This window comes from Brevundimonas sp. MYb52, assembly GCF_002979535.1.
In the GTDB taxonomy this organism is placed as follows: domain Bacteria; phylum Pseudomonadota; class Alphaproteobacteria; order Caulobacterales; family Caulobacteraceae; genus Brevundimonas.
On record NZ_PCPB01000007.1, the window covers coordinates 56,724 to 82,500 of the forward strand.

At 66.5% G+C, this 25,777-nt stretch carries 18 protein-coding genes; 9 read left to right on the plus strand and 9 right to left on the minus strand.

Annotation, left to right across the window (positions count from 1 at the left end):
• The first annotated feature begins 10 nt into the window (after positions 1-10).
• The 7 genes from CQ039_RS09610 to CQ039_RS09640 all read left to right on the plus strand — a co-directional run bounded on the left by CQ039_RS09610 (position 11) and on the right by CQ039_RS09640 (position 8,729).
• Entirely contained in the window at positions 11-787 is a 777-nt protein-coding gene (locus tag CQ039_RS09610) for an enoyl-CoA hydratase/isomerase family protein (RefSeq protein WP_105561950.1), read from the plus strand.
• Between the two features lie 10 nt (positions 788-797).
• The gene (locus CQ039_RS09615) at positions 798-1,964 is read left to right on the plus strand and encodes a fumarylacetoacetate hydrolase family protein (RefSeq protein WP_105561949.1); all 1,167 of its coding nucleotides are present in this window, start codon (positions 798-800) and stop codon (positions 1,962-1,964) included.
• Between the two features lie 8 nt (positions 1,965-1,972).
• On the plus strand, positions 1,973-2,929 hold the full coding sequence (locus CQ039_RS09620) for a D-glycerate dehydrogenase (protein WP_105561948.1): 957 nt from the start codon (positions 1,973-1,975) through the stop codon (positions 2,927-2,929).
• Entirely contained in the window at positions 2,913-3,707 is a 795-nt protein-coding gene (locus tag CQ039_RS09625; protein WP_105561947.1) for a kinase, read from the plus strand. Before CQ039_RS09620 ends, CQ039_RS09625 begins: the two co-directional genes overlap by 17 nt.
• Complete coding sequence (gene lldD, locus CQ039_RS09630; protein WP_105561946.1) at positions 3,704-4,846, plus strand: FMN-dependent L-lactate dehydrogenase LldD; 1,143 nt, start codon at positions 3,704-3,706, stop codon at positions 4,844-4,846. Before CQ039_RS09625 ends, lldD begins: the two co-directional genes overlap by 4 nt.
• Positions 4,847-4,938: 92 nt before the next feature.
• The gene (locus CQ039_RS09635) at positions 4,939-6,570 is read left to right on the plus strand and encodes a glycoside hydrolase family 28 protein (protein ID WP_105561945.1); all 1,632 of its coding nucleotides are present in this window, start codon (positions 4,939-4,941) and stop codon (positions 6,568-6,570) included.
• A gap of 65 nt (positions 6,571-6,635) precedes the next feature.
• Positions 6,636-8,729, plus strand: coding sequence for a glycoside hydrolase family 2 protein (locus CQ039_RS09640; protein WP_105561944.1), 2,094 nt, complete (start codon positions 6,636-6,638; stop codon positions 8,727-8,729).
• Between the two features lie 132 nt (positions 8,730-8,861).
• Here the strand turns inward: CQ039_RS09640 and CQ039_RS09645 are convergent, their stop codons facing one another.
• The 9 genes from CQ039_RS09645 to CQ039_RS09685 all read right to left on the minus strand — a co-directional run bounded on the left by CQ039_RS09645 (position 8,862) and on the right by CQ039_RS09685 (position 23,053).
• A complete protein-coding gene (locus tag CQ039_RS09645) occupies positions 8,862-12,089 on the minus strand; it encodes an alpha-L-rhamnosidase (RefSeq protein ID WP_199183580.1) in 3,228 nt (1,075 codons plus the stop codon).
• On the minus strand, positions 12,086-14,113 hold the full coding sequence (locus CQ039_RS09650; protein WP_233190087.1) for a right-handed parallel beta-helix repeat-containing protein: 2,028 nt from the start codon (positions 14,111-14,113) through the stop codon (positions 12,086-12,088). The genes CQ039_RS09645 and CQ039_RS09650 overlap by 4 nt, the downstream gene beginning before the upstream one ends.
• 84 nt (positions 14,114-14,197) lie before the next feature.
• Positions 14,198-15,043, minus strand: a complete 846-nt coding sequence (locus CQ039_RS09655) for a fumarylacetoacetate hydrolase family protein (RefSeq protein WP_105561942.1) — start codon at positions 15,041-15,043, stop codon at positions 14,198-14,200.
• Positions 15,044-15,065: 22 nt separating this feature from the next.
• Positions 15,066-15,791 (minus strand): SDR family oxidoreductase, encoded by a 726-nt coding sequence (locus CQ039_RS09660; protein ID WP_105561941.1) that lies wholly within the window; start codon positions 15,789-15,791, stop codon positions 15,066-15,068.
• Positions 15,792-15,932: 141 nt separating this feature from the next.
• Positions 15,933-18,677, minus strand: a complete 2,745-nt coding sequence (locus tag CQ039_RS09665; protein WP_105562012.1) for a TonB-dependent receptor — start codon at positions 18,675-18,677, stop codon at positions 15,933-15,935.
• A 115-nt stretch (positions 18,678-18,792) separates the two neighbouring features.
• A complete protein-coding gene (locus CQ039_RS09670) occupies positions 18,793-20,046 on the minus strand; it encodes an MFS transporter (protein WP_105561940.1) in 1,254 nt (417 codons plus the stop codon).
• Entirely contained in the window at positions 20,043-20,918 is an 876-nt protein-coding gene (locus tag CQ039_RS09675) for an amidohydrolase (protein ID WP_105561939.1), read from the minus strand. Before CQ039_RS09675 ends, CQ039_RS09670 begins: the two co-directional genes overlap by 4 nt.
• Positions 20,915-21,865 carry an aldo/keto reductase gene (locus CQ039_RS09680; RefSeq protein WP_105562011.1) on the minus strand — a complete coding sequence of 317 codons (951 nt, stop codon included), beginning with the start codon at positions 21,863-21,865 and terminating at the stop codon, positions 20,915-20,917. Before CQ039_RS09680 ends, CQ039_RS09675 begins: the two co-directional genes overlap by 4 nt.
• Positions 21,866-21,898: 33 nt before the next feature.
• Positions 21,899-23,053, minus strand: a complete 1,155-nt coding sequence (locus CQ039_RS09685) for a mandelate racemase/muconate lactonizing enzyme family protein (RefSeq protein ID WP_105561938.1) — start codon at positions 23,051-23,053, stop codon at positions 21,899-21,901.
• A 187-nt stretch (positions 23,054-23,240) separates the two neighbouring features.
• Between CQ039_RS09685 and CQ039_RS09690 the strand changes: the two genes are divergently transcribed.
• Both CQ039_RS09690 and CQ039_RS09695 read left to right on the plus strand, forming a co-directional pair.
• On the plus strand, positions 23,241-23,984 hold the full coding sequence (locus CQ039_RS09690) for a FadR/GntR family transcriptional regulator (RefSeq protein ID WP_105561937.1): 744 nt from the start codon (positions 23,241-23,243) through the stop codon (positions 23,982-23,984).
• Positions 23,985-24,089: 105 nt separating this feature from the next.
• Positions 24,090-25,664 carry a DUF5605 domain-containing protein gene (locus tag CQ039_RS09695; RefSeq protein ID WP_233190086.1) on the plus strand — a complete coding sequence of 525 codons (1,575 nt, stop codon included), beginning with the start codon at positions 24,090-24,092 and terminating at the stop codon, positions 25,662-25,664.
• Positions 25,665-25,777 lie beyond the last annotated feature (113 nt).

Sequence of the window (25,777 nt, forward strand, 5' to 3'; positions counted from 1 at the left end):
GACGATCGCCATGAGCGAAGACACCGAACTGCTGTTTGAAGTGGACGGCCATGTCGCCGTCATCACCCTGAACCGACCGCAAAAGCTGAACGCCGTCACACCCGACATGGCCAAGGCCATCGAGGCGGCCATCGCCGAATGCGACGCCTCCGAGACCATCCGCTGCGTGGTCATCACCGGCGCGGGCGAGAAGGCCTTCTGCGCTGGGTCAGATATCAAGACGCTGGATGACTATAAGACGCCCTGGCAGTTCCGAAACCGGGGCGACTACTGCGATGCGGTGCGCCTGTGCCGCAAGCCGACCATTGCGGCGGTCAACGGCTATGCCCTCGGCGGCGGGCTGGAGACGGCGATGAGCTGCGACATTCGCATCGCCTCGACCAACGCGAAGTTCGCCGCGCCGGAGATCAAGCTGGGCTGGATCGGCGGCGGCGGGATGGCGGCGGGCCTGTCGCATTCCATCGGCGCTTCCAATGCGGCGTTGATGATCCTGACCGGCGATCCGGTGGACGCCGAGACGGCGAGGGGATGGGGTCTGGTCAGCGAGGTGACCGAGCCGGGCGACCTGCTGGCCCGCGCCCGCGCCATCGCCGAGGTCATCGCCTCGCGCGCGCCCATCGCCGCCGAAACGGCCAAGCTGAACCTGAAGGCCGCCCACGCCATGCCCTATGAAAAGGCGGTGGAGTACGAACGCGACCTGCAGACCATCTGTTTCGCCACCGAGGACGCGCGCGAGGGCCGCGCCGCCTTCGCCGAGAAGCGCGCGCCTGTGTTCAAGTATCGCTGAGGATGAACTGATGCGTCTTTCCCCCGCCGACATCCTGCCCGCCAACGACGGCGCCCTTCTGTTCGGACGTATCTGGTCGCCGCTGGTTCAGGGCCCGGCGGTGGTGCGCGTGGACGGCCTGCGCCTGACCGACGTGTCGCGCGCCTTTCCTACCGCTCGCGACCTGTGCGAAGCGGCTGATCCGGCGGCGGCGCTGAAGGGGGCGACGGGCGAGGATGCGGGGGCGCTGGCCGACATCCTGGCCAATACCGATCCCGAGACGCGCGATCCGACGCGGCCCTGGCTCTTGTCGCCGATTGATCTGCAGGCGGTGAAGGCGGCGGGCGTCACCTTTGTCACCTCCATGCTGGAGCGGGTGATCGAGGAGCGGGCGCGCGGCGACCTGACGGCGGCGGCGGGCATCCGCGACCATATTCGCGATCTGGTCGGCGACGATCTGCGCCGGTTGAAGCCCGGTTCTCCGGAAGCAGCGGCGCTGAAACAGACCCTGATCGAAGCGGGCGCCTGGAGCCAGTATCTGGAGGTCGGCATCGGTCCCGACGCCGAGATCTTCACCAAGGGCCAGCCGCTGTCGAGCGTCGGCGCGGGCGCGGACATCGGCGTCCATCCGGCCTCGACCTGGAACAATCCTGAGCCGGAGGTGGTGCTGGTCGTCTCCTCGCGCGGCGAGATCGTCGGGGCGGCGCTCGGCAATGACGTCAATCTGCGCGACGTCGAGGGGCGCTCAGCCCTGCTGCTGGGAAAGGCCAAGGATAACAACGCCGCCGCCGCGGTCGGCCCGTTCGTGCGGCTGTTCGACGGGGCCTTTGATCTGGCCGCCGTGCGTCGGCTGGAGATTTCGCTGACCGTGACAGGGGCGGACGGCTTCGTCATGACCGGTCGCTCGGCCATGGATCAGATCAGCCGCGACCCGGCGGATCTGGCGGCCCAGGCGATCAACGCCCATCATCGCTATCCCGATGGGCTGGTGCTCTTCCTCGGCACCCTGTTCGCACCGGTGGATGATCGTTATGAGCCGGGCAAGGGTTTCACGCATGCGACCGACGACGTGGTGCGCATCGCCTGCGACCGGTTGGGGGCGCTGGTGAATCGGGTGCGGCCGACCGACCAGTGCGAGCCCTGGACCTTTGGCGCGGCGGACCTGATGCGTAACCTGGCCCAGCGCGGCCTGATCTGAGGCGAGAGATGAAGCCGAAAATACTCGTCAGCCGACGCTGGCCGCAGGCGGTCGAGGCCCGGCTCTCGGCCCGCTATGACGTGACGTTAAACGAGACGGACACGCCGCTGGCGCTGGATCAACTGCGCGCGGCCATGACGCAATACGACGCTCTGTGTCCCACGGTTTCGGACAAGGTGCCGGCTGAGGTTCTGTCGGCGCCAGGCGCGCGGGTGCGGATCATCGCCAACTATGGCGCGGGCTATGAGCATATCGATCTGGACGCGGCCAAGGGCGCGGGCCTGATCGTGACCAATACGCCGGACGTCCTGACGGATGCGACGGCTGAGCTGGCGCTGCTGCTGATGCTGATGGCCGCGCGTCGGGCCGGCGAGGGCGAGCGCGAACTGCGGGCGGGTGAATGGAGCGGCTGGCGGCCGACCCATCTTCTGGGCCAGTCGCTGGCGGGCAAGACCCTGGGTCTGGTCGGCTATGGCCGGATCGCGCGGGCGACCGCCGAGCGGGCCAGGGCGGCTCTGGGCATGAGGATCGCCTATCACAGCCGCCGTCGCGCCGAAGACGAGGATGGGGCTGTCTATTACGACAGCCTGGAAGCTTTGGCGGAGGCCTCCGACGTCCTGTCCTTGCACACGCCGGGCGGGCCGCAGACGCACCACCTGATCGACGCCGCCCTACTGAAGCGGATGAAGCCGAGCGCCATCCTGATCAATACCGCGCGCGGGTCGGTGGTGAACGAGGACGATCTGGCCCAGGCGCTGAGCGGCGGAGTGATCGCCGGAGCGGGTCTGGACGTTTATCAGGGCGAACCCGCGATCAATCCGGCCTTGCTGACGGCGCCGAACCTTGTCCTGCTGCCGCATCTGGGCAGCGCGACGCTGGAGACGCGCACCGCCATGGGGATGCGGGTCGCCGACAATCTGGACCGCTTCTTTGACGGAGAGCCCCTGCTTGACCGGGTCGCTTGAGGCGGTCGAGCGGGCGCTGGACGGCTGGCGCGGCGAGGGGCCTTTCGTGCTGGGGATCTGCGGGGCGCAGGGGTCGGGCAAGTCCACGCTGTCGAAGGGTCTGGCGCAGCGTCTGAACGCGCGCGGGATCAGGACGGCCATTCTGTCGCTGGACGATCTCTATCTGTCGCACGACCGGCGCGCGGAGATGGCGCGGGAGGTCCATCCCCTGTTCGCCGTGCGGGGCGTGCCGGGCACGCATGATGTGAGGCAGGGGCTGTGGCTTCTGGATGCAGTGAGAGCCGGGCAGGACGTGACCCTGCCACGCTTTGACAAGGCGACCGATGATCCTGCTCCCGCGTCTGAGTGGGTGAGGCTGGCCGAGCCTCTGGACGTGCTGATCTTCGAGGGCTGGTGTGTCGGTGCACGACTTCAGGCCGAGGCCGCCCTGGTCGGCCCGGTCAATGCTCTGGAGGCCGAACACGATCCCGACGGCGTCTGGCGACGGCACGTGAACACGGCGCTCGCCGGGCCCTACGCTGACCTGTTCGCCCGTATCGACCGACTGGTGCTGCTGGCCGCGCCGGGCTTCGAGGTCGTGGAGCGTTGGCGGTTACAACAGGAACACGCCCTGCGCGCCCAGGCCCCGAAGGGCGCCCGTGTCATGAGCGACGCCGAGGTCGCGACCTTCATCCAGCACTATGAGCGGCTGACCCGCCACATCCTGTCCGACATGCCCCGCTATGCCGATCTGGTGCTGAGGCTGGACGCGGATCGCCAGTTGAAAGACGACCAATGATCATCGCCTCGACCACTGATTTCCGCGAGGCCGCCCGGCGTCGCCTGCCGCGTTTCCTGTTCGACTACATCGACGGCGGGGCCTTCGCCGAGAAGACCTTGCGGGACAATGTGACGGATCTGGCGGACATCGCCCTGCGCCAGCGGGTGCTGCGCGACGTGTCGAACCTGAGCCTGGAGACCGAGCTGTTCGGCGAGACGACCGCCCTGCCGGTGGCCCTGGCCCCGATCGGTCTGGGCGGTATGTCGGCGCGGCGCGGCGAGGTGCAGGTGGCGCGCGCGGCCCATGCAGCCAACATTCCCTACATCCTGTCCACCGTCAGCGTCTGTTCGATGCAGGAGGTCGTGGACGGGGGCGGCCGACCCATCTGGTTCCAGCTCTATGTGCTGAAGGACCGCGCCTTCATGAAGGACGCGCTGGAGCGGGCCATGGCCCTGGGCGTGACCAGGCTGGTCTTCACCGTGGACATGCCGGTGCCCGGTTCGCGCTATCGTGACCCTCATTCGGGTATGAGCGGGCCGTGGTCGGGCGCGCGGCGCATGGTGCAGGCGGCGTTCAAGCCGGACTGGGCGGTGGATGTGGGTCTGCGCGGTCATCCGCACGACCTGGGCAATATCTCGGCCTATCGCGGCAAAGCGACGGGACTGGCCGACTATATCGGCTGGCTGGGCCAAAACTTCGATCCGTCGATCAGCTGGTCCGATTTGGAGTGGATCCGCGACCTGTGGAAGGGCGACATCATCATCAAGGGCGTTCTCGATCCCGAGGACGCGCGTGACGCCCTGCGCTTCGGCGCGACGGGGCTGGTGGTGTCCAACCACGGCGGGCGCCAGCTGGACGGCGCCGTGTCCACCGCCTGCGCCCTGCCGGCCATCGCCGATGCGGTGGGCGATGATCTGACGGTGCTGGTCGACGGCGGCGTGCGCACCGGTCTGGACGTGGTTCGGATGCTGGCTCTGGGGGCCAAGGGGGTCCTGCTCGGGAGGGCCTATATCTACGCCCTGGCTTCGGGCGGCGAGGCCGGGGTGACGCGGCTGCTGTCCATGATCGAAGCCGAGATGCGCGTGGCCATGGCCCTGACGGGGGTGAAGTCGATCAACGAGATCACGCGCGAGGTGCTGGCCCGCCCCCTCGACTGACCTCTTGTCGCAGGGCTGTCAGCCCGCACAGGCTTGATTCAATATAATACATCATACAACATGCACCCAACGACAAGAATGGGGTGAGACGCATGGCGGATGGCGCAACAGGCGAGAAGGCGGAGTTCAGCCGCCGTTTCGTGACCTTGGGGCTGGGCGCCGCTATGGCGATGAGCCCGACCATCGTGCGGGCGTCGGGCTCGCTGAGCGGCTTCTATAATGTGCGTGACTATGGCGCGGTTGGCGACGGCGTCGCCATTGATTCCGGCGCCATCAACAAGGCCATCGAGGCGGCGGCGGCCAAGGGCGGCGGCACGGTGGTGGTGCCGCCGGGGCATTATCTGTGCTTCTCGATCCGCCTGCGCAGCTTCATCACCCTGGTGCTGATGAACGGCTCGGTGATCGAGGCGGCGGACCCGCGCAAGCACGCGGGCCAATACGACCTGCCCGAGAACGTTTTCGACGAGCAGCTTCAGGACTATGGCGTCAGCCATTTCCACAACAGCCTGATCTATGGCGACGGCGTCAACGACGTGGCCATCATCGGCAAGGGCCTGATCCACGGTCTGGGACTGGACCGCGAAGGCCCGACGCCGCGCTGGCACGGCATGGCCGGATGGAAGTCGCCCGCCGAGCAGGGCCTGACCGCCGACGAGGCGCGTCGCGCCATCCCGCGCGAGATGGCCTATGAGGGCCGGGGCAACAAGGCCATCGGACTGACTGGATGCCGCAACGTCCTGCTGCGCGACTTCACCATCCTGCAGGGCGGGCATTTCGCCTGCTACGTGCTGGGCTCGACCAATGTCCGCATCGATGGCCTGACGGTGGACACCGACCGCGACGGCATCGACATCGACGCCTGCCGCGATGTGAAGGTGACCAACTGTCTGGTCAACGCGCCCAAGGACGACGCCATCGTGCTGAAGAGCAGCATGGCGCTGCAAGAGTTCCGCATGTGCGAGGACGTCAGCGTCATCGGCTGCAAGACCAGCGGCTATCTGCTGGGCACGGTGGTGGACGGCACCTATCAGCCGTCGCCCTACATGTCGGTCGACAACGTCGGCGTGCTGGGACGGATCAAGCTGGGCACCGACTCGGCGGCCGGCTTCCGCAACATTCTGGTGTCCGACTGCATCTGCGAGAATACGCGCGGGCTGCAGATGGGGGCCATCGACGGCGGGGTTCTGGAGGATGTGACCTTCTCAGACATCATCCTGAGGAACCCGGTCAATCACCCGATCTTTGTCCGTCTTTCGGCGCGCAACCGGGCGCCGCGCGGGGCCGCCATGTCGCAGGTACGTCGGGTTCGGTTCTCCAACATCAATGTCTCGGGCGCGCGGGGTGACTTCGCCAGCGGCGTGGTCGGCATTCCCGGCGGGATCATCGAGGACGTCAGCTTTACCGACATCCATGTGCGCTCATCCGGCGGCGGCACGCGCGAGGAGGCGGCGCGGGAGATCCCCGAGCGGATCAACTCGTCGTTGGAGCCCAACTTCATGGGCGTCTTCCCGGCCCACGGTCTCTATGTCCGCCACGCCCGCAACATCACGGTCAAGGACACGACCTTTGAGGTCGAGCAGGCCGACGCCCGTCCGGCTGTGGTGATGGACAGCGTCGAGGGCGCCGTCATCGACGGCCTGCGCTCCAGCCTGGCTCCACGCTCGGCGGTGCGGGCGGTGCGCAGCCGCGACATCCAGACCGGCGACATCAGCCGCCTGAGCTGAAGGGCCGCGCGCCCGCCCCTGAACGACACGACAACGACGCCCGACAAGGGCGCGAGGAGGATTTCATGAAGCGCCTTTCCCCCCAATCCCTACGCGCGCGACTGATCGTCGGCGGGGCCGTCTGGGCCCTGACGGCCGGTGCTGCCCTGGCGGCCGATGTGACGCCGCTGACTGAGGGATGGCGCTTCACGCGCACCGACGCCACGGGGGCGCAAGGCCCGCGCTTTGACGATCGGGCCTGGGGCTCGGTGGTCGTGCCGCACACCTATAATGTCGAGGATTCCGGCATCGGCGGAGCCAAGGCCCGAGGCGAGCCCGAGGGCGTCTATTATCGCGGGCCAGCCTGGTATCGCCTGACGCTGGATCAGGCGCCGCAGCCGGGCAAGCGCTACTTCCTGCATTTCGGCGGAGCGGCGCTGAAAGCCGAGGTCTATCTGAACGGCCGGTCGGTCGGCACGCACGAGGGGGGATACGCCGCCTTCCGCTATGACGTCACCGACGCCCTGCGGAGCGGCGGGAACCTGCTGGCGGTGCGCGTCGATAACGCCAAGAACCCGCGCTATGCCCCGCTGAACGGCGACTTCAACATCTTCGGCGGCCTCTATCGCGAGGTGAAGCTGATCGAGGCGCCTGACCTGCATATCGACCTAATGCAGCACGGCGGGCCGGGCCTGCACGTTCGCACGGACGCCCTGTCTCCCGGACAGGCCCAGATCAGTTCGCGGCTCTTTGTCCGCAATGACAGCCGTTTGGCCAAACGCTTTGAGGTGCTGACGCGCATCACCGACGCGGACGGCGCGGTCGTGGCCGAGACGCGCACGCCGGCGACGCTGACGGCGGGACAGGGCCAGACGGTCGAGCAGAGCTTGACGCTGGCCAACCCCGAGCTGTGGACGGGACGGGCCTCGCCCTATCTCTACAGGGTCACATCCGAGATCCTGGTCGACGGCCAGGCGATCGACAGCGCCGAGGTCCCGCTGGGCGTCCGCACCGTGGGCCTGAGCGACAAGGGCGAGTTCCTGCTCAACGGCCAGCCCTACGCCCTCTATGGCGCCAACATCCAGATGCCGACTCGCTTCGGCAAGGGCCCCATAGTCAGCGACGCCGAGATCGACGAGGACATGCAGATCATGTCCGACATGGGCGTCACCGCCCTGCGTCTGGCGCACATGCAGCACCCGCCGCGCGTCTATGAGACGGCGAACCGCCTGGGCCTGCTGCTGGTCACCGAGGTGCCGCTGATCGACGACATGGACCCGTCGGACCAGTTCCGCGAGAACCTGGTCCAGCAGATGCGCGAACTGATCGCCCAGAACGACAACCACCCCTCGGTCGGTCTGTGGGGCATCGGCAACGAGCTGCGGACCTCGGGCGACGCGGCTAACCGCCTGATGGCCGCCTTGCAGAGCACGGCCAAGGAGATGGATCCCACGCGGCCGACGACCTACGCCCACTGCTGCCTGGCGGACGACGACTCCATCGCCCAGCACAGCGACACCGTCTCCTATAACCGCTACTTCGGCTGGTACTGGACCGAGCCCAAGGACATCGGGCCCTGGGCCGATGAACTGCACGCCCGGATGCCCAACCGGCCCATCGGCGTCAGCGAATATGGCGCCGGGGCCAGCATTCTGCATCAGGAAGACCCGGTGATGCGCCGCCCGGTGGCCGATGGCTACTGGCACCCCGAGCAGTGGCAGACGACCTTCCACGAGGTGCACTGGCGCGAGATGCGCCAGCGCCCCTATCTGTGGTCGAACTTCATCTGGCTGGGCTTCGACTTCCCCTCGTTCAAGCGCAACGAGGGTGATCGTCCGGCCATCAATGACAAAGGCCTGGTCACAGAAGACCGTCAGACGCGCAAGGACGCCTACTACTGGTATCAGGCCAACTGGTCGGACGAGCCGATGATGCACATCACCAGCCGCCGCGACGTCAACAAGCGAACGCAGCGGGTGAAGGTGAAGGTCTTCTCCAATCAGGATCAGGTGCGCCTGCGCCTGAACGGCGGCGACTGGACCGTCGTGCCGGTCGAGGATCACGCCGCCGTCTGGGAAATCGACCTGGCGAGGGGCGAGAACCTGGTCGAGGCGACGACCGAGGCGGGCGACCGCGTCCTGAGCGACAGCGTGCGCTGGACCTATCGCACCTCGCCCTGATCGGTCGTCTTCTTTCTCCTGACCCTCAAGCCCTCCCGTTTTCGCTCGGGAGGGCTTCTTTTTGCGCGCGCCTACGAAAACCCCCTCCCGGCGGGGCCGGGAGGGGGCGTTCAGGACAGCGAAAGCGAGGGCTCAGGCCCGAGACAGGAAGCGGTAGTCGCCCGAGCCGACCTCCAGCACCAGACGGTCGCCGTCCATGCCGCGCACGACGACGCCGTCAGTCTGGCTCAGGGGGCGACCGTTCTCGCGCACGCTGTCGGCCGATCGGGCGGGCAGGCGGACCTCGGCGCGGCTGTTGGTCGGCACGACCAGATGCAGGTCGAAGCCGCCGTCGGGCTTCAACTCCCAGTCGGTGGTGATCCGGCCCAGGATGCTGTCGTAGTCCCCGCCGCCGCGCGGGACGCGGGCGTCCAGCACAGGATCGAAACGGAAGGTCAGGAAACCGGCCTTGATCGGCTCGATCCCGGCGATACGACGGAAGACGAAGCCCGTCACCGCGCCCAGGGCGTAGTGGTTGAACGAGTTCATCGCCACATCGCCTACGTCGCCGTTCCACCGCTCCCAGATGGTCGTCGCGTCCTTGCGGATCATATAGCCCCAGGACGGGAAGTCGGTGCGCAGCAGCAGGTCGTAGACGAGGCTGTCCTGATCATTGTCGGCCAGGGCGTCCAGGCTGTAGGGCGTGCCGAGGAAGCCCGTCGACAGCAGAGTGCCGCGACGGCGGATGTCGGCGACCAGATGACCAGTCGCGGCGGCCCGCTGGCTGTCAGGCACGAGGCCGAAGCGCAGGGCCAGGATGTAGCCGGCCTGGGAGCCGTTGCCCATCGAACCGTCGGGTCGGACGAACTCGCGTTGGAAGGCGGCGGTGATCCGCCGGGCCAGATCGCGATAGCGCACGGCCTCGGGGCGACGGCCCGAACCCAGGGCCATCTCGGCCATGGCGTCGACCGAGTGCTTCCACATGGCGGTGGCGATCAGGGCCTTGGGCGTCGTCTCGTCGCCGGGATTGACGGCGTCCAGCGCCACCCAGTCGCCGAAGTCGTAGCCGCGCTGATTGCGCCAGATCAGGTCCGGGTTGTGCTCCAGGATGAAGCCGAGATAGCGGCTCATCGCCGCCCAGTTTTGATCCACCACGGCGGTGTCGCCGTAACGCTGCCAGGCGGTCCACGGCAGGATGACCCCGCCGTCGGCCCAGCCCGGCGAGGCGCCGAGGCCCAGTTCCTGCCAGCCGGCGGGGGCGTAGTCAGGGAACTCGCCGCGCGGTCCCTGAGCGTCGCGCACGTCGCCCATGAAGCGTTCCGTGAAGGCGGCCACGTCCATGTTGAAGGCGGCGGCGTCCCAGAAGACATTGGCGTCACCGGTCCAGCCCAGGCGCTCGTCGCGTTGCGGACAGTCGGTCGGCACGCCGAAGAAGTTGGATCTCTGGCTCCACAGGGTGTTGCGCCACAGCCCATGGATGACCGGATTTGCGACCCGCAGATGACCCGTCTCGATCAGATTGGACGAGACGACGACGCCCTCGATGTCGTCGACCGTGGGCGCCCGGCCCATGGCTTCTTCAAAGCCTTCGACCTCGACATAGCGGAAGCCGAAATAGGTGAAGCGCGGCTCATAGGTCTCGCCCGCCGGATCGCCTTTCAGCGTGTAGACGAGGGCGGCGCGGGCGGCGCGCAGGTTGGACTGATCGACGTGACCATCCGCCTGCAAGACCTCAGCGAACTTCAGCGTCACGGCCTGACCGGCCCGGCCCTTCACCTTGAGACGCGACCAGCCCGAGAAGTTCTGGCCGTAGTCGAGGACGTAGTGGCTGCCGACCTTGGTGATCGACCGGGCATTCAGCGTCTCGATGCGGCGCAGCGGCGGGCTGATCTGGGCCTTGAGAACGCAGGGCGGCGTGGGCGCAATGTCCACGCCGCGCCATCCGGCGGCGTCAAAGCCGGGCGCGGCCCAGCCGGCCTTCTCCAGCCGGGCGTCATAGTCCTCGCCGTAATAGATCTCGCCCTTGGTGACCGGGGCCTCGGTCAGTCGCCAGCTGTCGTCGGTGACGACCGTCTCGCGCGCGCCGTCGACGTAGGTGATCTCGAGTTGAGCAAAGAAGCGCAAGGGCGCATCGCCGAAGGCGTAGCGACCCGCCGGCGCATGGTAGCTGCCGTACCAGCCGTCGCCGACCATGGCCCCGATGGCGTTGTCGCCTGTGGTCAGCAGGTCGGTGACGTCGTGGACCTGATAGAGGGCGGTCTTGCGGAAGTCGGTGCTCTCGGGGCTGAGCAGGGCGTCGCCGACGCGCTTGCCGTTGATCTGGGCCTCATAGACCCCCAGCGCCGTCGCATAGAGACGGGCGTGGGCGATCGGCCGGGCGACCGCGAAATCCTTGCGCAGCAGGAAGGCGCCATAACCGGGCCAGGCCTGGGGCTGGTTCTTCGACACCTCGGCGTTCGTCCAGCGGGCGTCGCTGAAACCAGGCTGCTCCCAGCCCTTGGGCGCATGAAGGGCCGTCTTCATGCCGCGCGAGGTGATGCGCACCACGCGGCCGCCGCCCAGATCGGCGCGGATCATGGCGGCCGCCGCGATCTCGAAGAACTTGGGCTCGTTGAAGGCGGCGGGGTCCTTGACGCGGAAGGCGACGACGTGACGGCCCGCATTGAGGCGGTGGCGCGTCTCGGCGATGGGGGCCACGCCGAAGGAGATGGAGGGGTGGTGCGGCCGCTCCAGAGTCTTGCCGTCTAGCCAGATCTCGGCGTCGAAATTGGCGATGGAGAACAGGGTGACGTCCGCCGCCGAGGGCAGGTTGAAGCTTAGGCGGAAGAAGCGATCCGACTTGTCCGCCGGCCGGTCGCCGCGCATCCACAGCAGACCCGCCTGACGGTCGGCGTGGGCCATTTCGGTTTCGGCGGCGATCCATTTGGCGCGCCAGTCCGACGGCTGGAGCAGACCCATCTCGAAGCGCGAGCTGGCGCTGGTCGCACGCCGTCCCTTGTTGTCGCGGATCAGCACGCGCCACCAGATGACCTGGCGCGATTTCAGCGGACTGCCCAGCCAGGACACGTCCATGCTCTGATCGGTCAGGACCTCACCGGCGTGCCACAGGTCGGGCGTGCCGGCCTCCAGCAGTTCGCGCGTGCTGGCGGCCTGGATTTCGTATCGGGTCTGCTGCACGCCGCGATCGGGGCTTTGCAGCCGCCACGACAAGCGCACGGCCTGATCTTCGAGCCCTATGGGGGCGACGGCGGCGGAGGCCTTGAGGTCCAGCACCTCCAGCGGCGGCGCCTGCAGGGCGCGGGCCGAGGCGGCGGGGGAGGCGGCGGCCAGACCGGCGAGGCCGGCGCCGCCCAGAAGGCCGCGACGCGAGACGGCGCTCATCGTGCGGCGCCTGCGACCGGACGCGGTCCGGCGGAGTCCATGACGGCCTGGGCCTCTGCGGGCCAGTCGCGGGCGGGGAAGAGGAAGTTGCCCTCGGCGACGTTGCCGATCTCGCGCAGCCAGCGGCCGCCGGTGCGCATGGAGTTATGCCAGTTGCCGGTCGCGGTGTTGTCGGTCGAAATCCGGCGCTGATACATCTTGCCGGCGGTGTTGATATTCAGCCACTTGCCCTGGGTGTCGATGACGTTGCCCGTGACGGTGAAGTGCTTGGAGCCCTCGTCCAGATAGACGCCGATCTTGTCGCGGATGTCGAAGATGTGGTTGGCGCGGATGACCGAGTCCGGGTTGGCCGACAGGTTGTAGATGGCGCCGCCGTCCATATACCAGGTCTTCACGCCGTGGATGCGGTTGCCCTCGATCAGGGTATTGCGCAGCGTCGTCGGGGTGGTGAAGCGGGTGTTGTAGAGATAGCCCTTCTGGTTCTCGTCGTAGTTCGGATTGCCGCCCGCGTCGTTGTAGCCCCATCCCCAACCCACGGCGATCGCGTCATAGGGGGCGTCGGTGATGTCGTTGTGCAGGATGCGGGTCCCGTCGATGTAGGTCGTCAGGATCGCGGCGTTGTCCTTGTAGTCCTGGCTGACGCCCGCGATGACGTTGTCGGCGATCTCGATGTTGCGGCTGGTCAGGTTCGGGTCGGTCGGATGGTGGGCGTCCAGGCGCACCCCGCCGGCCATGATGGCGCTGCCCGACAGGACGCCGAAGTGGTTGCGGCTGACGCGCACATCTTGCACCGCCAGGCCGACGCCCGACAGGTTGGCGACGGCTTCGTTGCCCAAACCGAGCGCGATCTGCCCTAGCTGGGTGAAGTGGTTGTTCTCGAAGACGATGTCGCGGGCGGCGGCGACCTGAACCGCCGCCGGGATCTGGTGCCAGAGCTGGCGCATGGACTCGAACTCGGGGCAGCCCCAGCCGCAGCTCGACCAGGCGTCGGCGGGACGGATCGGCGAGACATCCTTGAGGAAGGCGCCGCTTTGCTGGTTGGCGTAGCCGGTCGCTTCCGACGGCCCCATCCATGAGGTGTAGGAGAAGCGCAGGCCGTTGAAGGTCAGGTTGCGGATCGGCGCTTCAGGCGTGCCGCTGACTGACATCAGGGCGGGCAGGGCCGGGACCGTGACCCGCAGCTTGGCGATGTCGTCGTCCTGGGCAATGCGCAGGTAGAGCTTGCCCGCCTTGGGGTCGATGAACCACTGATAGGGCTTGGCGTGCCAGTCGTTGGTCTTGCCGATCAGTTCGGGGGCGTTGACCAGGAAGAGCCGGGAATCGTCCGGGAAGATCGGCTTCGAGATCGTGTCGTAACCCCAGGTGTTATTGTCCCAGGCGGGCTGTTGCATCGTCAGCGTCGTGCCGCTGATCGAGGCGACGGGCGAGAAGCGGTCAGTGAAGAAGCCGGTAGCCTCGACCTCCAGCCGGTCGGGGTGCTGGATCGAGCCGATGAAGGCCAGGTCGGGGTTGGTGATCTCCATGCCCGTGGCGGTGAAGTTCACATCCGAATGGCTGATCTCCAGCCAGGGGCGTTCGGCCAGGGTGTCGTTGACCCAGACCTGACGCGCATCGAGGCCCTTGGGGATGTCGGCGACATAGATGCGGCGTTCTGCGTCCGAAACCGTGAAACCCGAGACGTCGAAGCCGCCCGAGATGATCGGGCGCTCGCCGGACTTGGCCTGCCAGATCACCTTGTGGTCGCCCTGGCCGCCGTCGATGGCGTTGAAGACCAGGGGCTGATCCAGGCGATAGGTTCCGGCTGCAATCTCGACCGTGACGTCTTCGGAGCGGTTGTGGCTGCGGACCAGAGCCTGGGCCCGCGTCAGGGACTTGACCGGGCGCGTGGCGCTGCCGGGATTGCGGTCGTTGCCGTCAGGCGAGACGTGGACCGTCGTCTGCGCGCCCACAGCCGTCGCCGAGAGCATGATCCCGGCGGACAGAAGGCCCGCCGTGATCATGCCGAAACCTGCACCTTGCCCCATCCCGCACTCCCATAAACATATTATGTATTATGAAATCAGCCTAGCGGATGGACCCTCGGTGTCAATGCAGGGGGAGGGAGGAAATCAGGCCTGCGCGACGACCTGTCGCTGTTCGCCAAGACTTTCGATGCCCAGTTCCATCACGTCGCCGACGTTCAGATAGACGGGTTCCGGCTTCTGGCCCAGACCGACGCCAGGGGGCGTGCCGGTCGAGATGACGTCGCCGGGCTGCAGACTCATGAACTGGCTGACGTAGTGGACGATGAAGGCAGGCTTGAAGATCATGGTGGCGGTCGTGCCGTCCTGGAAGGTCTTGCCGTTGACCGTCAGCCACATGCGCAGATTGGCCGGGTCCGGCACCTCGTCGCGCGTGACCAGCCAGGGGCCGAGCGGGCCGAAGGTGTCGCAGCCCTTGCCCTTGTCCCAGGTGCCGCCGCGTTCGGTCTGGAAGGCGCGTTCGGACACGTCGTTGATGGTGCAGTAGCCGGCGATGCAGGCCTCGGCCTCTGCTTCCGAGACGTAGGCGGCGTCCTTGCCGATGACGATGCCCAGCTCGACCTCCCAGTCCAGCTTGGTCGAGCCGCGCGGCTTCAGGACCGTGTCGTTCGGGCCGACGATGCAGGACGTGGCCTTGGAGAAGAGCACGGGCTCGTCAGGGATCGGCAGGCCGGATTCCGCGGCGTGGTCGGCGTAATTCAGGCCGATGCACAGGAACTTGCCGACCTTGCCGACGCAGGGGCCATAGCGGACGCCCTCAGGCGCCAGGGGCAGGGCGGTCAGGTCGAGCGCGCGAAGGCGGGCCAGGCTGTCATCCGACAGAGCGGCGCCGTCGATGTCGGTGACGACGCCGCTGAGGTCGCGGATACGGCCATCGGCGTCGATCACGCCGGGCTTTTCCTGGCCTGAGGGGCCGAAGCGGAGAAGTTTCATCGCGAATATCCTTGCAGCAGGCTCAGTTGACCCAACCGCCGTCGATCACGTTGATCGTGCCGGAGGTGAAGGCGGATTCGTCGGAGGCCAGATAGACGGCCAGGGCGGCCAGTTCAGTCGGGCGGCCGAACCGGCCCATGGCCTGACGGGCGGTGAACTCGGCATAGGCCTTGTCGAAGTCGCCGGTGTCGCGCAGGCGCTGCAACAGGGAAGGCGTCTCGACGGTGCCGGGGCAGATGGCGTTGCAGCGGATGCCCTGGGTCACGAAGTCGGCGGCGACCGACTTGGTCAGGCCAATGACGGCGGCCTTGGTGGCGCCATAGGCGAAGCGGTTCGGCACCGCCTTGATGCTGGAACAGACCGACGACATGTTGATGATGGACCCGCCACCGTTGGCGATCATCTGCGGCAGGAAGGCCCGGATCATGCGATACTGGGCCGTGACGTTGAGGCTGTTGGAAAAGGCCCAGGCGTCCTCGTCGCAGTTCAGGATGGTGCCCGCGTGAACGAAGCCCGCGCAGTTGTAGAGCACGTTCACCTGCGGAAACTCGGCGGCGATCGCCTTGACGGCCTCGGGATCGGTGACGTCCAACTGGCGGACGGTGACGCCCTCCAGATCGTCCAGGGGCGCAATGTTGATGTCGGCGGCGATGACCTGCGCGCCTTCGCGGAGGAAGGCCTCGACCGTCGCTCGCCCAATCCCCTGCGCCGCCGCCGTCACCAGGGCGGTCTTGCCTGCCAGTCTCATCGCTGCATCCTTAAAACATAAGACGTATTATGTTTTGCTAGGCCGCTGTCGCGCGGGCGTCAAGATAGGGGCAGGGGGCAAAGAAAAACCGCCCCCCGACAGGCGGGGGGCGGTGCACCAGAATGGCAGGGAGAGAGGCGTTTAGAAGCGCAGTCGAACGCCCGCCGAGACACGGCGTCCCGTGGTGCGGAACTCCTTCGTGCGGTCTTCCGAAACCGAATAGAGGAACTCTTCCTCGTCGGTCAGATTCAGGGCGTCTAGGAAGACGGTGACGTTTTCGGTCACGTCATAGGAGGCACCGGCGTCGAGCTGGCCGTAGGCGTCGAAGTATTCGGGCTCGCTATTGCGGCCCACGGCGACGGCCACGAACTTGTCGCGCCAGGTGTAGGCCAGGCGGGCCTGGATCGGACCCTTCTCGTAGAAACCAACCAGGCTGTAAGAGTATTTCGACAGGCCTTCCAGGCCATAGGAGATGCCGCCGGCGTTGGAGTATTCGGCGTCAGAGTCGGCATAGGTGAAGCTGGTCTGCACGCCCAGGCCGTCGAACGGCGCCGGCAGGTTGTCGAACGTCTGGCGATAACCCAGCTCGATGCCCTTGATGGTCGCGCCTTCGCCGTTGCTGGGCACCGTGACCGAGAAGGAGACTTCGTCGATCTGTTCCTTGGTCGTGGTGGTGCTGACGAAGGAGTCGAGGTTTTTGTAGAAGGCCGCGAACGACAGCAGCGAGGTGGGGGCGAAATACCACTCCACGCCGGCTTCCATCTGGGTCGCGCGGAAGGGCTTCAGATCCGGGTTGCCGCGCTTGATCGACTCATTGCCGGGGTTGGTCTGGATGCTCTGACGTGGCGACAGGTCGCTCAGCGTCGGGCGGGTCATCACCCGCGAGGCGGCGAAGCGAACGATTACATCGTCAGTCACCGACAGGCGGGCGTTCAGCGACGGCAGCACGTCGGTGTAGTCGCCGTCGAAGCTGACGGGCGAAACATCGGACAGGACGATGATGTTCTGACCTGAGCCGTTAGGCTTGGCGCTGATCACGGTTTTTGAAGCGCCGGACGAGGTGTAGGAGGTGTTCTCGACGCGAACGCCCATGTTCACCGTCAACGGCATACCGCCCAGATCGGCTTCGATCTGGCTCATCAGATAGCCGGTCCAGACCTTCTCATCGACGACAGACGAGGCCGAGGCGTCATAGACGCTGGGGGCGAAGGCCTTGCCGTCACGATCCGCCAGACCCTTCACATAGGCCATCAGGGCGTTGGGGTCGTAGGTAAGCCAGTCGTGCATGATGTCGCCGCCGCGACCGTCGAAGAAGTTCATGCCGGTCGGGGTGAAAAGATCCGACGGCAGGGCTTCGTTGGAACCGCAATAGGCGCACTGCTGACCGAACGGCATGGAGGTGCCGTAGATGTCCTTGATGCGGTTCTGATAGCCGATGCCGCCGTACAGGGTGACGTTGCCCCCCGGGGTCCATTCGCCGTCGATACGGTATTCGTCGATGGTGTCCTTGGTCCGACCGGCGCTGTTCCAGATGTAGTAATGGGCGGTCAGGCCGTTCGGATCGGTCGCGGCGTCGGCGGTCGAGCCGGGGTAGTTGAAGCCGTACTCATAGATGGGCGAGCCGCCGCGGCGGTCCCACCATAGGTCAACGCCCTTGCGGCGGATGGTGGTGAAACTGGGGGCCTGATCGCTCTTGCGTTCCGAGGTCGAGGTCGAGACGTCGAAGGACAGCTTTAGATCGTCGTTGACCTGCCAGTCGGCGTTGAAGCCCAGCTGATGCGTTTCGACGTTGCGGGTGTCATACTGCATGATCTGGTCGACGAAGCCGCCAGCGTAGCGCTGATAGACGGCCTCACCGCCCTCGACCACCTGCTCGACCAGGGTGCCGCCGCTGAAGTCGTAGGCCAGACCCGTCTGGCGTTCGGTGATGTCCGCCTTCACATACATGGCGTCGAGCGTCAGGGTCAGGTTCTGCATCGGGCGGTACTGACCCGAGGCGTTCAGGCCCAGCATCTGCTTGCTGCGCTCAAAGAAGAAGGGCGACAGGTTCGACGGCATCGAGACGCCGGAGAAGGGAGCGACGTCGGGGCCCATGCGACCGGCAAAGTAGCAGTCGTGACCTTTCTTGGTGTCGCACGTCTCGCCGACCGGCGGGCTTGAGCGACGAACGTGCCCGGCGCCGATGGTGAACTCGTCGTTGCGGGTGTCCTGATCGACGTAGGAGGCGGCCAGGGCGAAGCCCAGGGTGCGGTCGTCATTGCGCCAGGAGGCGACGGCCGAGGCGTCCTGGCTGTAGTTGTCGGCCAGCTCCGCCCAGGTCGAACCCAGCGAGCCCGCGACAGCGAACGGCTTGCGCTGATCCAGCGGGCGCAGAGTGCGCACGTTGATGGTCGCGCCGATCGAGGCGCCGTTGATGTTGGCTTGCGGCGACTTGTAGACATCGGCGCCGGAGATGATTTCCGAAGGCAGGACGTCGAAGGAAAATTCGCGGCCGTTGTTGTCGGTGGCCAGGGTGCGGCCGTTGACGGTCACCGCGTTGAACTTGGGTCCAAAGCCGCGCACCGTGACGAAGCGGCCTTCGCCGCGGTTGCGGTCGATGGTCACGCCCGGGATGCGTTGCAGGGACTCGGCCACGTTCTGGTCGGGCAGCTTGCCCAGGTCCTCTGAGGCGATCGAGTCGACCACGCCAACGGCGTTGCGCTTGATGTTGATCGATTGCTGCTGACTGGCGCGGATGCCGGTGACGACGATTTCGTCCACCGTGGTCGCGTCTTGGGCACCGGTGTCATTTTGCGGCGCGTCTTGCGCCATGACGACAGCCGGGAGGGCGAGGGCGGACAGCACGCCCATGGCGGTCGCGGCCATCAAATTCGTCTTCGTGGACATCATGAGATCCTGCTGGGTTCCAACCTTGGCGGCCTGTTTTTCCGGCCTTGCTGAAACCCTACGAACGGCGTTCCCGTATGTCAAATTATCATCATACGTATTATAACATTCAAGCCTAGCGAACCGACCGGATGGGCGCGACGCACAGGGCCGAGCCGAAGACGAAGATGACCGCGGCGATGAAGATGACTGCGTAGTCGCCGCCGAAGAGGTTCAGCAGAATCGCCGCCATCACGGGGCTGATGATCTGGGGGATGTTGACCGCCGTGGTCAGGACGCCGAGATCCTTGCCCTCGTCGCCCTCGGCGCTCTGCGGCAGGACCTGGGTCATCAGGGCCATGTCGATCGACATGAACATGCCGTAGCCGATGCCGATTACCCCGGCGTAGATCCACATGCCGGTCATGTTCGGCAGCACCAGGGGGGCGACCATGGCGCAGCCCATGATAAGGCTGGCGGCGATGACGAAGGGCTTACGGCGCTGAAAGCGGTCCGACAGGTAGCCTGAGGCCAGTGAGGAGACGATCAGGCAGATCAGGGTCAGGATCGCCAGATTGGCGATGGCGATGTTCGACTGGGCGTCGGACAGGCCGATGTAATCCCGCAGGATGTAGAGCATGTAGGCGGCGACGGCCTGATAGCCCATGTAGATGGTGAAGCGCCCGGCGAAGGCCCAGGCGAAGTCGGGATGGTCTTTCGGGCTGATCCAGAAGCCCTTGGCGAAGGCGATCCACGAGAAGCTGCGGCGCGGTTGCTCGGCGCTGGACGGCTCGCGATTGATGACGACAAAGGCGATGCACGAGGCGGCGATGGCCAGGGCGAACAGGCTGTAAGCCAGGACCTGAGCCCCGGCCAGATAGCCGGCGACGACGGTGCCTGCGGTCAAGCCGGCGGTCATGCCCGCGCCGACCACGCCCGACACTACGCCGCGCGTTTCAGGCGGGAAGCGGTCGGCGATCACGGTCGTCATGGCGGGCTGCATGGAGTTGTAGGCCACTGTCGCCATGACCCAGAAGACCATCAGCGACCAGAAGCTGGTCATCCACGACACGCCGAACAGGCACAGCGACCCGACCACCGAGGCGATGGCGATCCACGGCGACCGACGCCCCCAACGCGACCGGGTGCGGTCGGACAGGGCCCCGGCTATGGGCGTCGTCAGGGTCGAGAAGACCGAGGTGATGGCGAACAGAATGGCCAGGTTGTTGGCCTTGTTCCCGGGATTCATCTCGGCGATCTGGTTGGGCAGCAGCACGCCGAGCACGCCGCTGTAGAGGGCCATCAGCAGGAAGAAGTTGACCATCAACGACAGCTGAAGGCGGCGGCGGCCTTGACCGTTGACGGGCAGGGCGACGGTCTGGGTGGTCATGCGGACAGATCCTTGTCGACGCCGCCGAGATAGAAGGCGCGGGCGGTCTCGGTGCGAATTTTCTCGCGATCAGACGAGGGGAGGGCGGCGATGGCGGCCTCGAACAAATCACGCCAGCGGCCATAGCCGCCCGCCAGATTGACCACGGGCCAGTCGCCGCCGAACATCAGGCGGTCCGGCGTGAAACAGTCGAGGGCGTGGTCGAGATAGCGGCGCACGACGTCATCGCGTCGGGCGTCCCAGGCGTCCTGAGCGGTCAGGCCCGACAGCTTGGCGAAGACGTTGGGCAGGGCGGCCAGTCGTTTCAGATTGGCGGCCCAGTCGGCGTGGTTCAGGTCGCCGTTGGCGGCGGCGATGTCGGGCTTGCCCAGATGATCCAGCACCACCCGCGCCTGGGGCGCGCGCTCGAGCAGGGCGGTCAGGGTCTGATGCAACTCGGGCAATTGGTGATCGCGGGCGCAGACGTCGATTGTCAGACCGCGCTCGGCGGTCAGGACCAGGCCGTCCAGATGATCCGGCGCGGCGATGAATCCGGCGGCTTCGTTCTGCACCGACCGCCGCACGCCGCGCACCAGAGGACGGGCGACCAGGGCGTCGAGGTGGGGCGCGACCTTCGCGCCTTGTTCGAGCGGGGCGAAGGCCACGACGGCGAGGATGTCGAGCGCGGGGTGTTTCAGGTCAGCGACCCAATCGGCCTCGGCCAGCGCCTGTTCGGGCGCGCAGTCCGCCTGAACGAAGACGGCGCACCTGACGCCGGCGGCTTCGGCGGCCCAGTCTTCCGGTCCGTGGCGTCCAGCGATGTCCGGCACATAGCTCAGCCAGTCATAGTCGAGGCGCGACGGGTCCCACAGATGCAGGTGGGCGTCGATCATGCGCCGGCCTTGCCGCCGTTGCCGGGCAGGACGTCCCAACCCTGGTTCAGCACAGGGGCCAGCACGGCCTCGACCGCCGCGAGAAGTCCGGCGTCGAGCGGCGTTGTCAGGGCCTCGACGTTGCGGGTCAGGTTCGACGGCTTGGACATGCCGACGACAGTGGAGGCGATGCCCTGGGCGGCGGCGGTCTGTAGCGCGAACTGCAGGGCGATGCGCGACAGGTCGGTCCCCGCCTCACGGCAAAGGCGCGCGGCTTCTGCGGCGGCGGCATGGACGCTGGCGTGGCCGGGATGCCAGCCGGGCGGCCCCTGATCGGTCAGCAGCCCCATGCCCAGGGGCGAGGCGTTGAAGACGCTGATCCCGGCGGCGTTCAGTCGTCGGGCGCTGTCGGCCAACCGCTGATCCTGCAGCGTATAGGTGCAGTAGGCCATGACGGTGTCGACGCCCTCGGACAGGGCGACTTCTTCCAGCAGGCCCAGGTCGTAGCCGGTGACGCCGATGCGACCGATGGCGCCCTGGGACTTGAGCTCGCGCATCAGCGGCAGGGCTTTGTCCAGCAATTGCGCCCGGTCGCCGTGCTCGATGTCGTGGCATTGCAGCACGTCGATATATTCGACGCCGAGCCGGGCGCGGCTTTCGTCAAGGCTGCGCAAGGTCGCGTCGCGCGAGAAGTCCCAGGCCTTGTCGCCGTAGCGGCCGATCTTGGTCATGACCACGAAGCTGTCGCGAGGCCGCCCTTTCAGGGCGCCGCCCAGCGCGGTTTCGGCCCGCGTCATCCCATAGTAAGGCGCGACATCGATCAGGTTGATCCCGGCGTCCAGCGCCGCGGCGACCACCGCGTCGGCCTCGGCCTGAGACACGTCCTGATAGACCCCGCCCAGCGAGGCGCCGCCGAGCGCAAGCACAGAGACGGCAGGACCGTCATGGTTCAGTCTGGTGGTCTGCATCCCGGTCGTTTCCTGCGTCATTCGACGTCTGTGTTATTTGCTGGATGCCCGTGCCGGCGGTCCCAGATCAAGCCCCGCGCGCTGGGGCCGGACGTGGGGGCCTTCGACCACCTCCCAGGCGCCGTTCAGGCGATTGGCGGCGATGGCGGCCTCATCGACCTCGATGCCGAGGCCGGGCTCGTCACCCAGGATGATGCCGCCGTCGCCGATCTGTTGATCAACTTTCAGGCCGATGGGGAAGTGGAAGTCCTGCACCTCGACGCCCAGGCTGTTGGGCGCCGCCGCCGCCGCGTGCGCGACCGGGTTGGCGTTGTAGCCGACGGGCGAGATCGGCAGGTTGTGGGCGTGGGCGGCGATGGCTACGCGGTTGAAGTGGGTCACGCCCCAGACGCTGCCCGTTTGAACGATGTCCACGGCCCTGGCGTCGAACAGAGGGCTGAACTGGTCGAGACCGGTCAGGTTCTCGCCCGTGGCGACGGCCGCCTTGACCGCGCGGCCAACGACGGCGTGGCCCTCGGCATCCCAGCGGCGCAGGGGCTCTTCGATCCAGGTCAGATCGAGGTGGGTCTCGATCTCGCTCAGGTGGCGGACCGCCTGCTTGCGGGTCCAGCATTCATTGACGTCCAGCATCAGGGCGGGACGGGCCGTATTGGCGCGGAAGATGTCGCGGGCCTTCAGCAGGCGACGGATGTCGCGGTCAAGATCACGCCCGCCCTTGATCTTGGCCGAGGTGAAGCCGCGCTCTGCCCAGCGGATATAGAGGGCCTCAAAGGCGTCGTCGTCGAGGCCGTAGCAGAGGCCGGACGCATAGCCGGGCACGAATCTATCGCGCGCGCCGAGCGTGCGCCACAGCGGTTCATTGGCCATCTTGGCCTTGAGGTCCCACAGGGCCATGTCGATGGCGGCGATGGCCCCATAGGTGGCGCCGGCGTGACCGCTCTTGAACACCTGGGCCAGCATCCGGTCATAGAGGGTCGAGACGGCGCGGGGGTCCTCGTTCTCGACGGCAGGAAAGACGCGGGCGATGTCCACATGCTGGCCCAGCCCCACGCCGGTCAGGCCGCTGTCCGTCTCCAGCAACAGGATCGGCACCTCGGTTATGCCTGAGGCGATCACCCCGTTGACGTCGCCGACCGGACGTTTCCAGTCGTGAACCGTGGTCAGGCTGCGATAGCCGGTGATTTTCATAAGGCGGGGTCTCGGACCAGATTGTCGGCGTTCAGTCAGTTTATAATATGTATGATGATTCCGACTTGGCAAGCCTCGGCTACAAATCCCTTCAGGATTGACAGGGCCGTCAACAATGTGACTCCCATATCGTGATACAAATGATGACCCCGGACGCTTCGCGGGGAACAACGAGACAAGACGAACCATGACCCTTGCAGCCACCGCAGCAACTCATCAGCGTCCCGCGCGGCGCCCGCGTCTGGCGGCGGCGGTGGTCGAGGATCTGGTCAACGCCATCGTGACCGAGATCCACCCTGCGGGTTCGGCCCTGCCGCCCGAGAACGTGCTGTGCGACATCTATGGCGTCAGCCGGACCGTGGTGCGCGAGGCGACGACCGCCTTGACGGAAAAAGGTCTGGTGGTGTCGCAGCAGGGGCGGGGGACCATCATCCAGGACCCGTCGTCGTGGAACCTGCTGGACCCGATGATTCTCAGCGCCCTGTTCCGGCGCGAGGACGGTCTGTCCTATCTCGACAACCTGTCGGAAATCCGCGCGGCTCTGGAGGGTGAGATGGCCGCCAAGGCCGCGCGCAAGCTGACGCCCGAGGCCGCTGACGAACTGACCCGTCAGATGGATAAGCTGGCCAGCCTGATCACCACTCCGGCGGGCTATGTGCATGAGGACGTGGCCTTCCACGACATCATCATGCGTCTGTCGGGCGATCGACTGAGCAAGGCCATCATCGACAGCATCCAGAGCAAGGCTGTGAAGACCCACAGCTACAGCGGCAAGCTGAATGTCGAGCACGTCCGGGCGACGCATGAGGCCCACGTGAAGGTCTATGACGCCATCATGGCCCGTGATCCCGACGCGGCGGCGCGCGCCATGCGGGACCATATCGAAGGCTCGTGGCAGAAACGGCGTCCGAAGACCCTGCCCAAGGGCTGATCGGCGCGGCGCATGGCCGCGATCTGCAAGACATAACTTGTATGATGATTTTTGATCGGCTTATGTCTCTCCAGAAAATGGGGAGACGAGACGATGACGCAGGGGATGACACGCCGGGCCGTGGTGGCGGCCGCCGCTGCGGGGGCGGCCCTGGCTGGCGCTGGGGCAGTCCAGGCGCAGGCCGTGACGGTCGAGCGCTGGGGACTGTTCGAGACCGCCCTGACGGCAGCGGGCGCAGCGGCGCCGTTCCGCGTGGCCTTGACCGGGGTCTTCACCAATGGCGTCACCACGGTTCGCGCGCCGGGCTTCTATGACGGGGACGACCTCTATCGCCTTCGCTTCTCGCCGCCGGAAACGGGGCATTGGCGCTGGCGCGTCGAAAGCGACCTTCCGGCTCTGAACGGTCGCGAGGGCCGGTTCGAGGCGGTGGCGCCCAAGGCGGGCAATCATGGACCGGTGGCGGTCAGGGACGGCTATCACTTCGCCCATGCGGACGGCACGCCTTTCCGCCAGATCGGCACCACCAGCTACGGCTGGACCCATCAGCCCGAGGCGAGGCGTCGGCAGACGCTGGAGACCCTGCGCGCGTCGCCGTTCAACAAGCTGCGGCTGTTGGTCTTCCCCAATGCGACCATTTCGACCAACGAAGCGTTCTTCCCCTATGAGAAGACGGGGGCGGGTCCGCGCGACTGGGATCTGACACGGTTCAATCCGGCCTATTTTCAGCGTCTGGACGCCTGCGTCGCCGCCCTGTGCGCGCAGGGCGTTCAGGCCGACGTCATCCTGTTCCATCCCTATGACGAGACCTATGGTTTCGAGGAGATGGGGGCCGAGGCGGACGATCACTACGTCCGCTATGTTGTGGCGCGCCTGGCGGCCTATCGGAATGTCTGGTGGTCGCTGGCCAATGAGTATGACCTGCTGAAGACCAAGACCGACGCCGATTTCGACCGGATGTTCCAACTGGTCCAGGTCCAGGACCCCTATGGCCGCCTGCGCTCGATCCACAACTGGCGACAGCTCTACGACCACGGCAAACCCTGGGTGACGCACGCCAGCATCCAGAACGGTTCCGCCGTGCTGGACGACGTGCGCGCTGAGACCTACCGCAGCGTCTGGAAGAAGCCCGTGATCTTCGACGAGGTCTGCTACGAGGGCAATATCGAGGACCGCTGGGGCGACCTGACCGGCCCCGAGATGGTGCGCGGCTTCTGGCACGGCCTAATCGGCGGAACCTATGTCGGCCACAGCGAATGCCTGCCCCGCAGCAAGGGCGACGGATTTTGGCTGGGCGAGGGCGGCGAACTGCGGGGCGAAAGCGCGCCGCGTCTGGCCTTCCTCAAGACCGTCATGGAGGCGGGGCCGACGCGGGGAATCGACCCGATCGACAAATGGTGGGAGCAGCATCTGGGCGGCGTTCCCGGTCACTACTACCTGCGCTACTTCGGCGACGAGACGCCAGCCGAATGGGCGCTCGACCTGCCGCGCGACGAGATCAAGGGCGGAGAACGCTTCCGCGTGGATCTGATCGACACCTGGAACATGACGGTCGAGCCCTTGCCGGGCGAATTTGTGATGGCGGCCAAGGAAACCAAATACTTCTTCCACGACCCGGCGCGTCCGACGGTGAGCTTGCCTGGCCGCCCCTGGATGGCGGTACGCGTGATGCGGGTGAGTTGAGGCGAAGCCTGACTGACAGCTTCCTGTCGCCCTCTGTCGAGGGCGTTCAAGCGGCTTTCGCTGGCCCAGAAGCGGCCGGTGATTCTGCCTCTTTGGCCGACGAACCTCGCGGC

Bases quoted from the DNA above. Each gene is read 5' to 3' on its own strand.
- CQ039_RS09610 (WP_105561950.1), top strand. From the start codon at position 11: ATGAGCGAAGACACCGAACTGCTGTTTGAAGTGGACGGCCATGTCGCC.
- CQ039_RS09615 (WP_105561949.1), top strand. From the start codon at position 798: ATGCGTCTTTCCCCCGCCGACATCCTGCCCGCCAACGACGGCGCCCTT.
- CQ039_RS09620 (WP_105561948.1), top strand. From the start codon at position 1,973: ATGAAGCCGAAAATACTCGTCAGCCGACGCTGGCCGCAGGCGGTCGAG.
- lldD (WP_105561946.1), top strand. From the start codon at position 3,704: ATGATCATCGCCTCGACCACTGATTTCCGCGAGGCCGCCCGGCGTCGC.
- CQ039_RS09635 (WP_105561945.1), top strand. From the start codon at position 4,939: ATGGCGGATGGCGCAACAGGCGAGAAGGCGGAGTTCAGCCGCCGTTTC.
- CQ039_RS09640 (WP_105561944.1), top strand. From the start codon at position 6,636: ATGAAGCGCCTTTCCCCCCAATCCCTACGCGCGCGACTGATCGTCGGC.
- CQ039_RS09645 (WP_199183580.1), bottom strand. From the start codon at position 12,089: ATGAGCGCCGTCTCGCGTCGCGGCCTTCTGGGCGGCGCCGGCCTCGCC.
- CQ039_RS09650 (WP_233190087.1), bottom strand. From the start codon at position 14,113: ATGGGGCAAGGTGCAGGTTTCGGCATGATCACGGCGGGCCTTCTGTCC.
- CQ039_RS09655 (WP_105561942.1), bottom strand. From the start codon at position 15,043: ATGAAACTTCTCCGCTTCGGCCCCTCAGGCCAGGAAAAGCCCGGCGTG.
- CQ039_RS09660 (WP_105561941.1), bottom strand. From the start codon at position 15,791: ATGAGACTGGCAGGCAAGACCGCCCTGGTGACGGCGGCGGCGCAGGGG.
- CQ039_RS09665 (WP_105562012.1), bottom strand. From the start codon at position 18,677: ATGTCCACGAAGACGAATTTGATGGCCGCGACCGCCATGGGCGTGCTG.
- CQ039_RS09670 (WP_105561940.1), bottom strand. From the start codon at position 20,046: ATGACCACCCAGACCGTCGCCCTGCCCGTCAACGGTCAAGGCCGCCGC.
- CQ039_RS09675 (WP_105561939.1), bottom strand. From the start codon at position 20,918: ATGATCGACGCCCACCTGCATCTGTGGGACCCGTCGCGCCTCGACTAT.
- CQ039_RS09680 (WP_105562011.1), bottom strand. From the start codon at position 21,865: ATGCAGACCACCAGACTGAACCATGACGGTCCTGCCGTCTCTGTGCTT.
- CQ039_RS09685 (WP_105561938.1), bottom strand. From the start codon at position 23,053: ATGAAAATCACCGGCTATCGCAGCCTGACCACGGTTCACGACTGGAAA.
- CQ039_RS09690 (WP_105561937.1), top strand. From the start codon at position 23,241: ATGACCCTTGCAGCCACCGCAGCAACTCATCAGCGTCCCGCGCGGCGC.
- CQ039_RS09695 (WP_233190086.1), top strand. From the start codon at position 24,090: ATGACACGCCGGGCCGTGGTGGCGGCCGCCGCTGCGGGGGCGGCCCTG.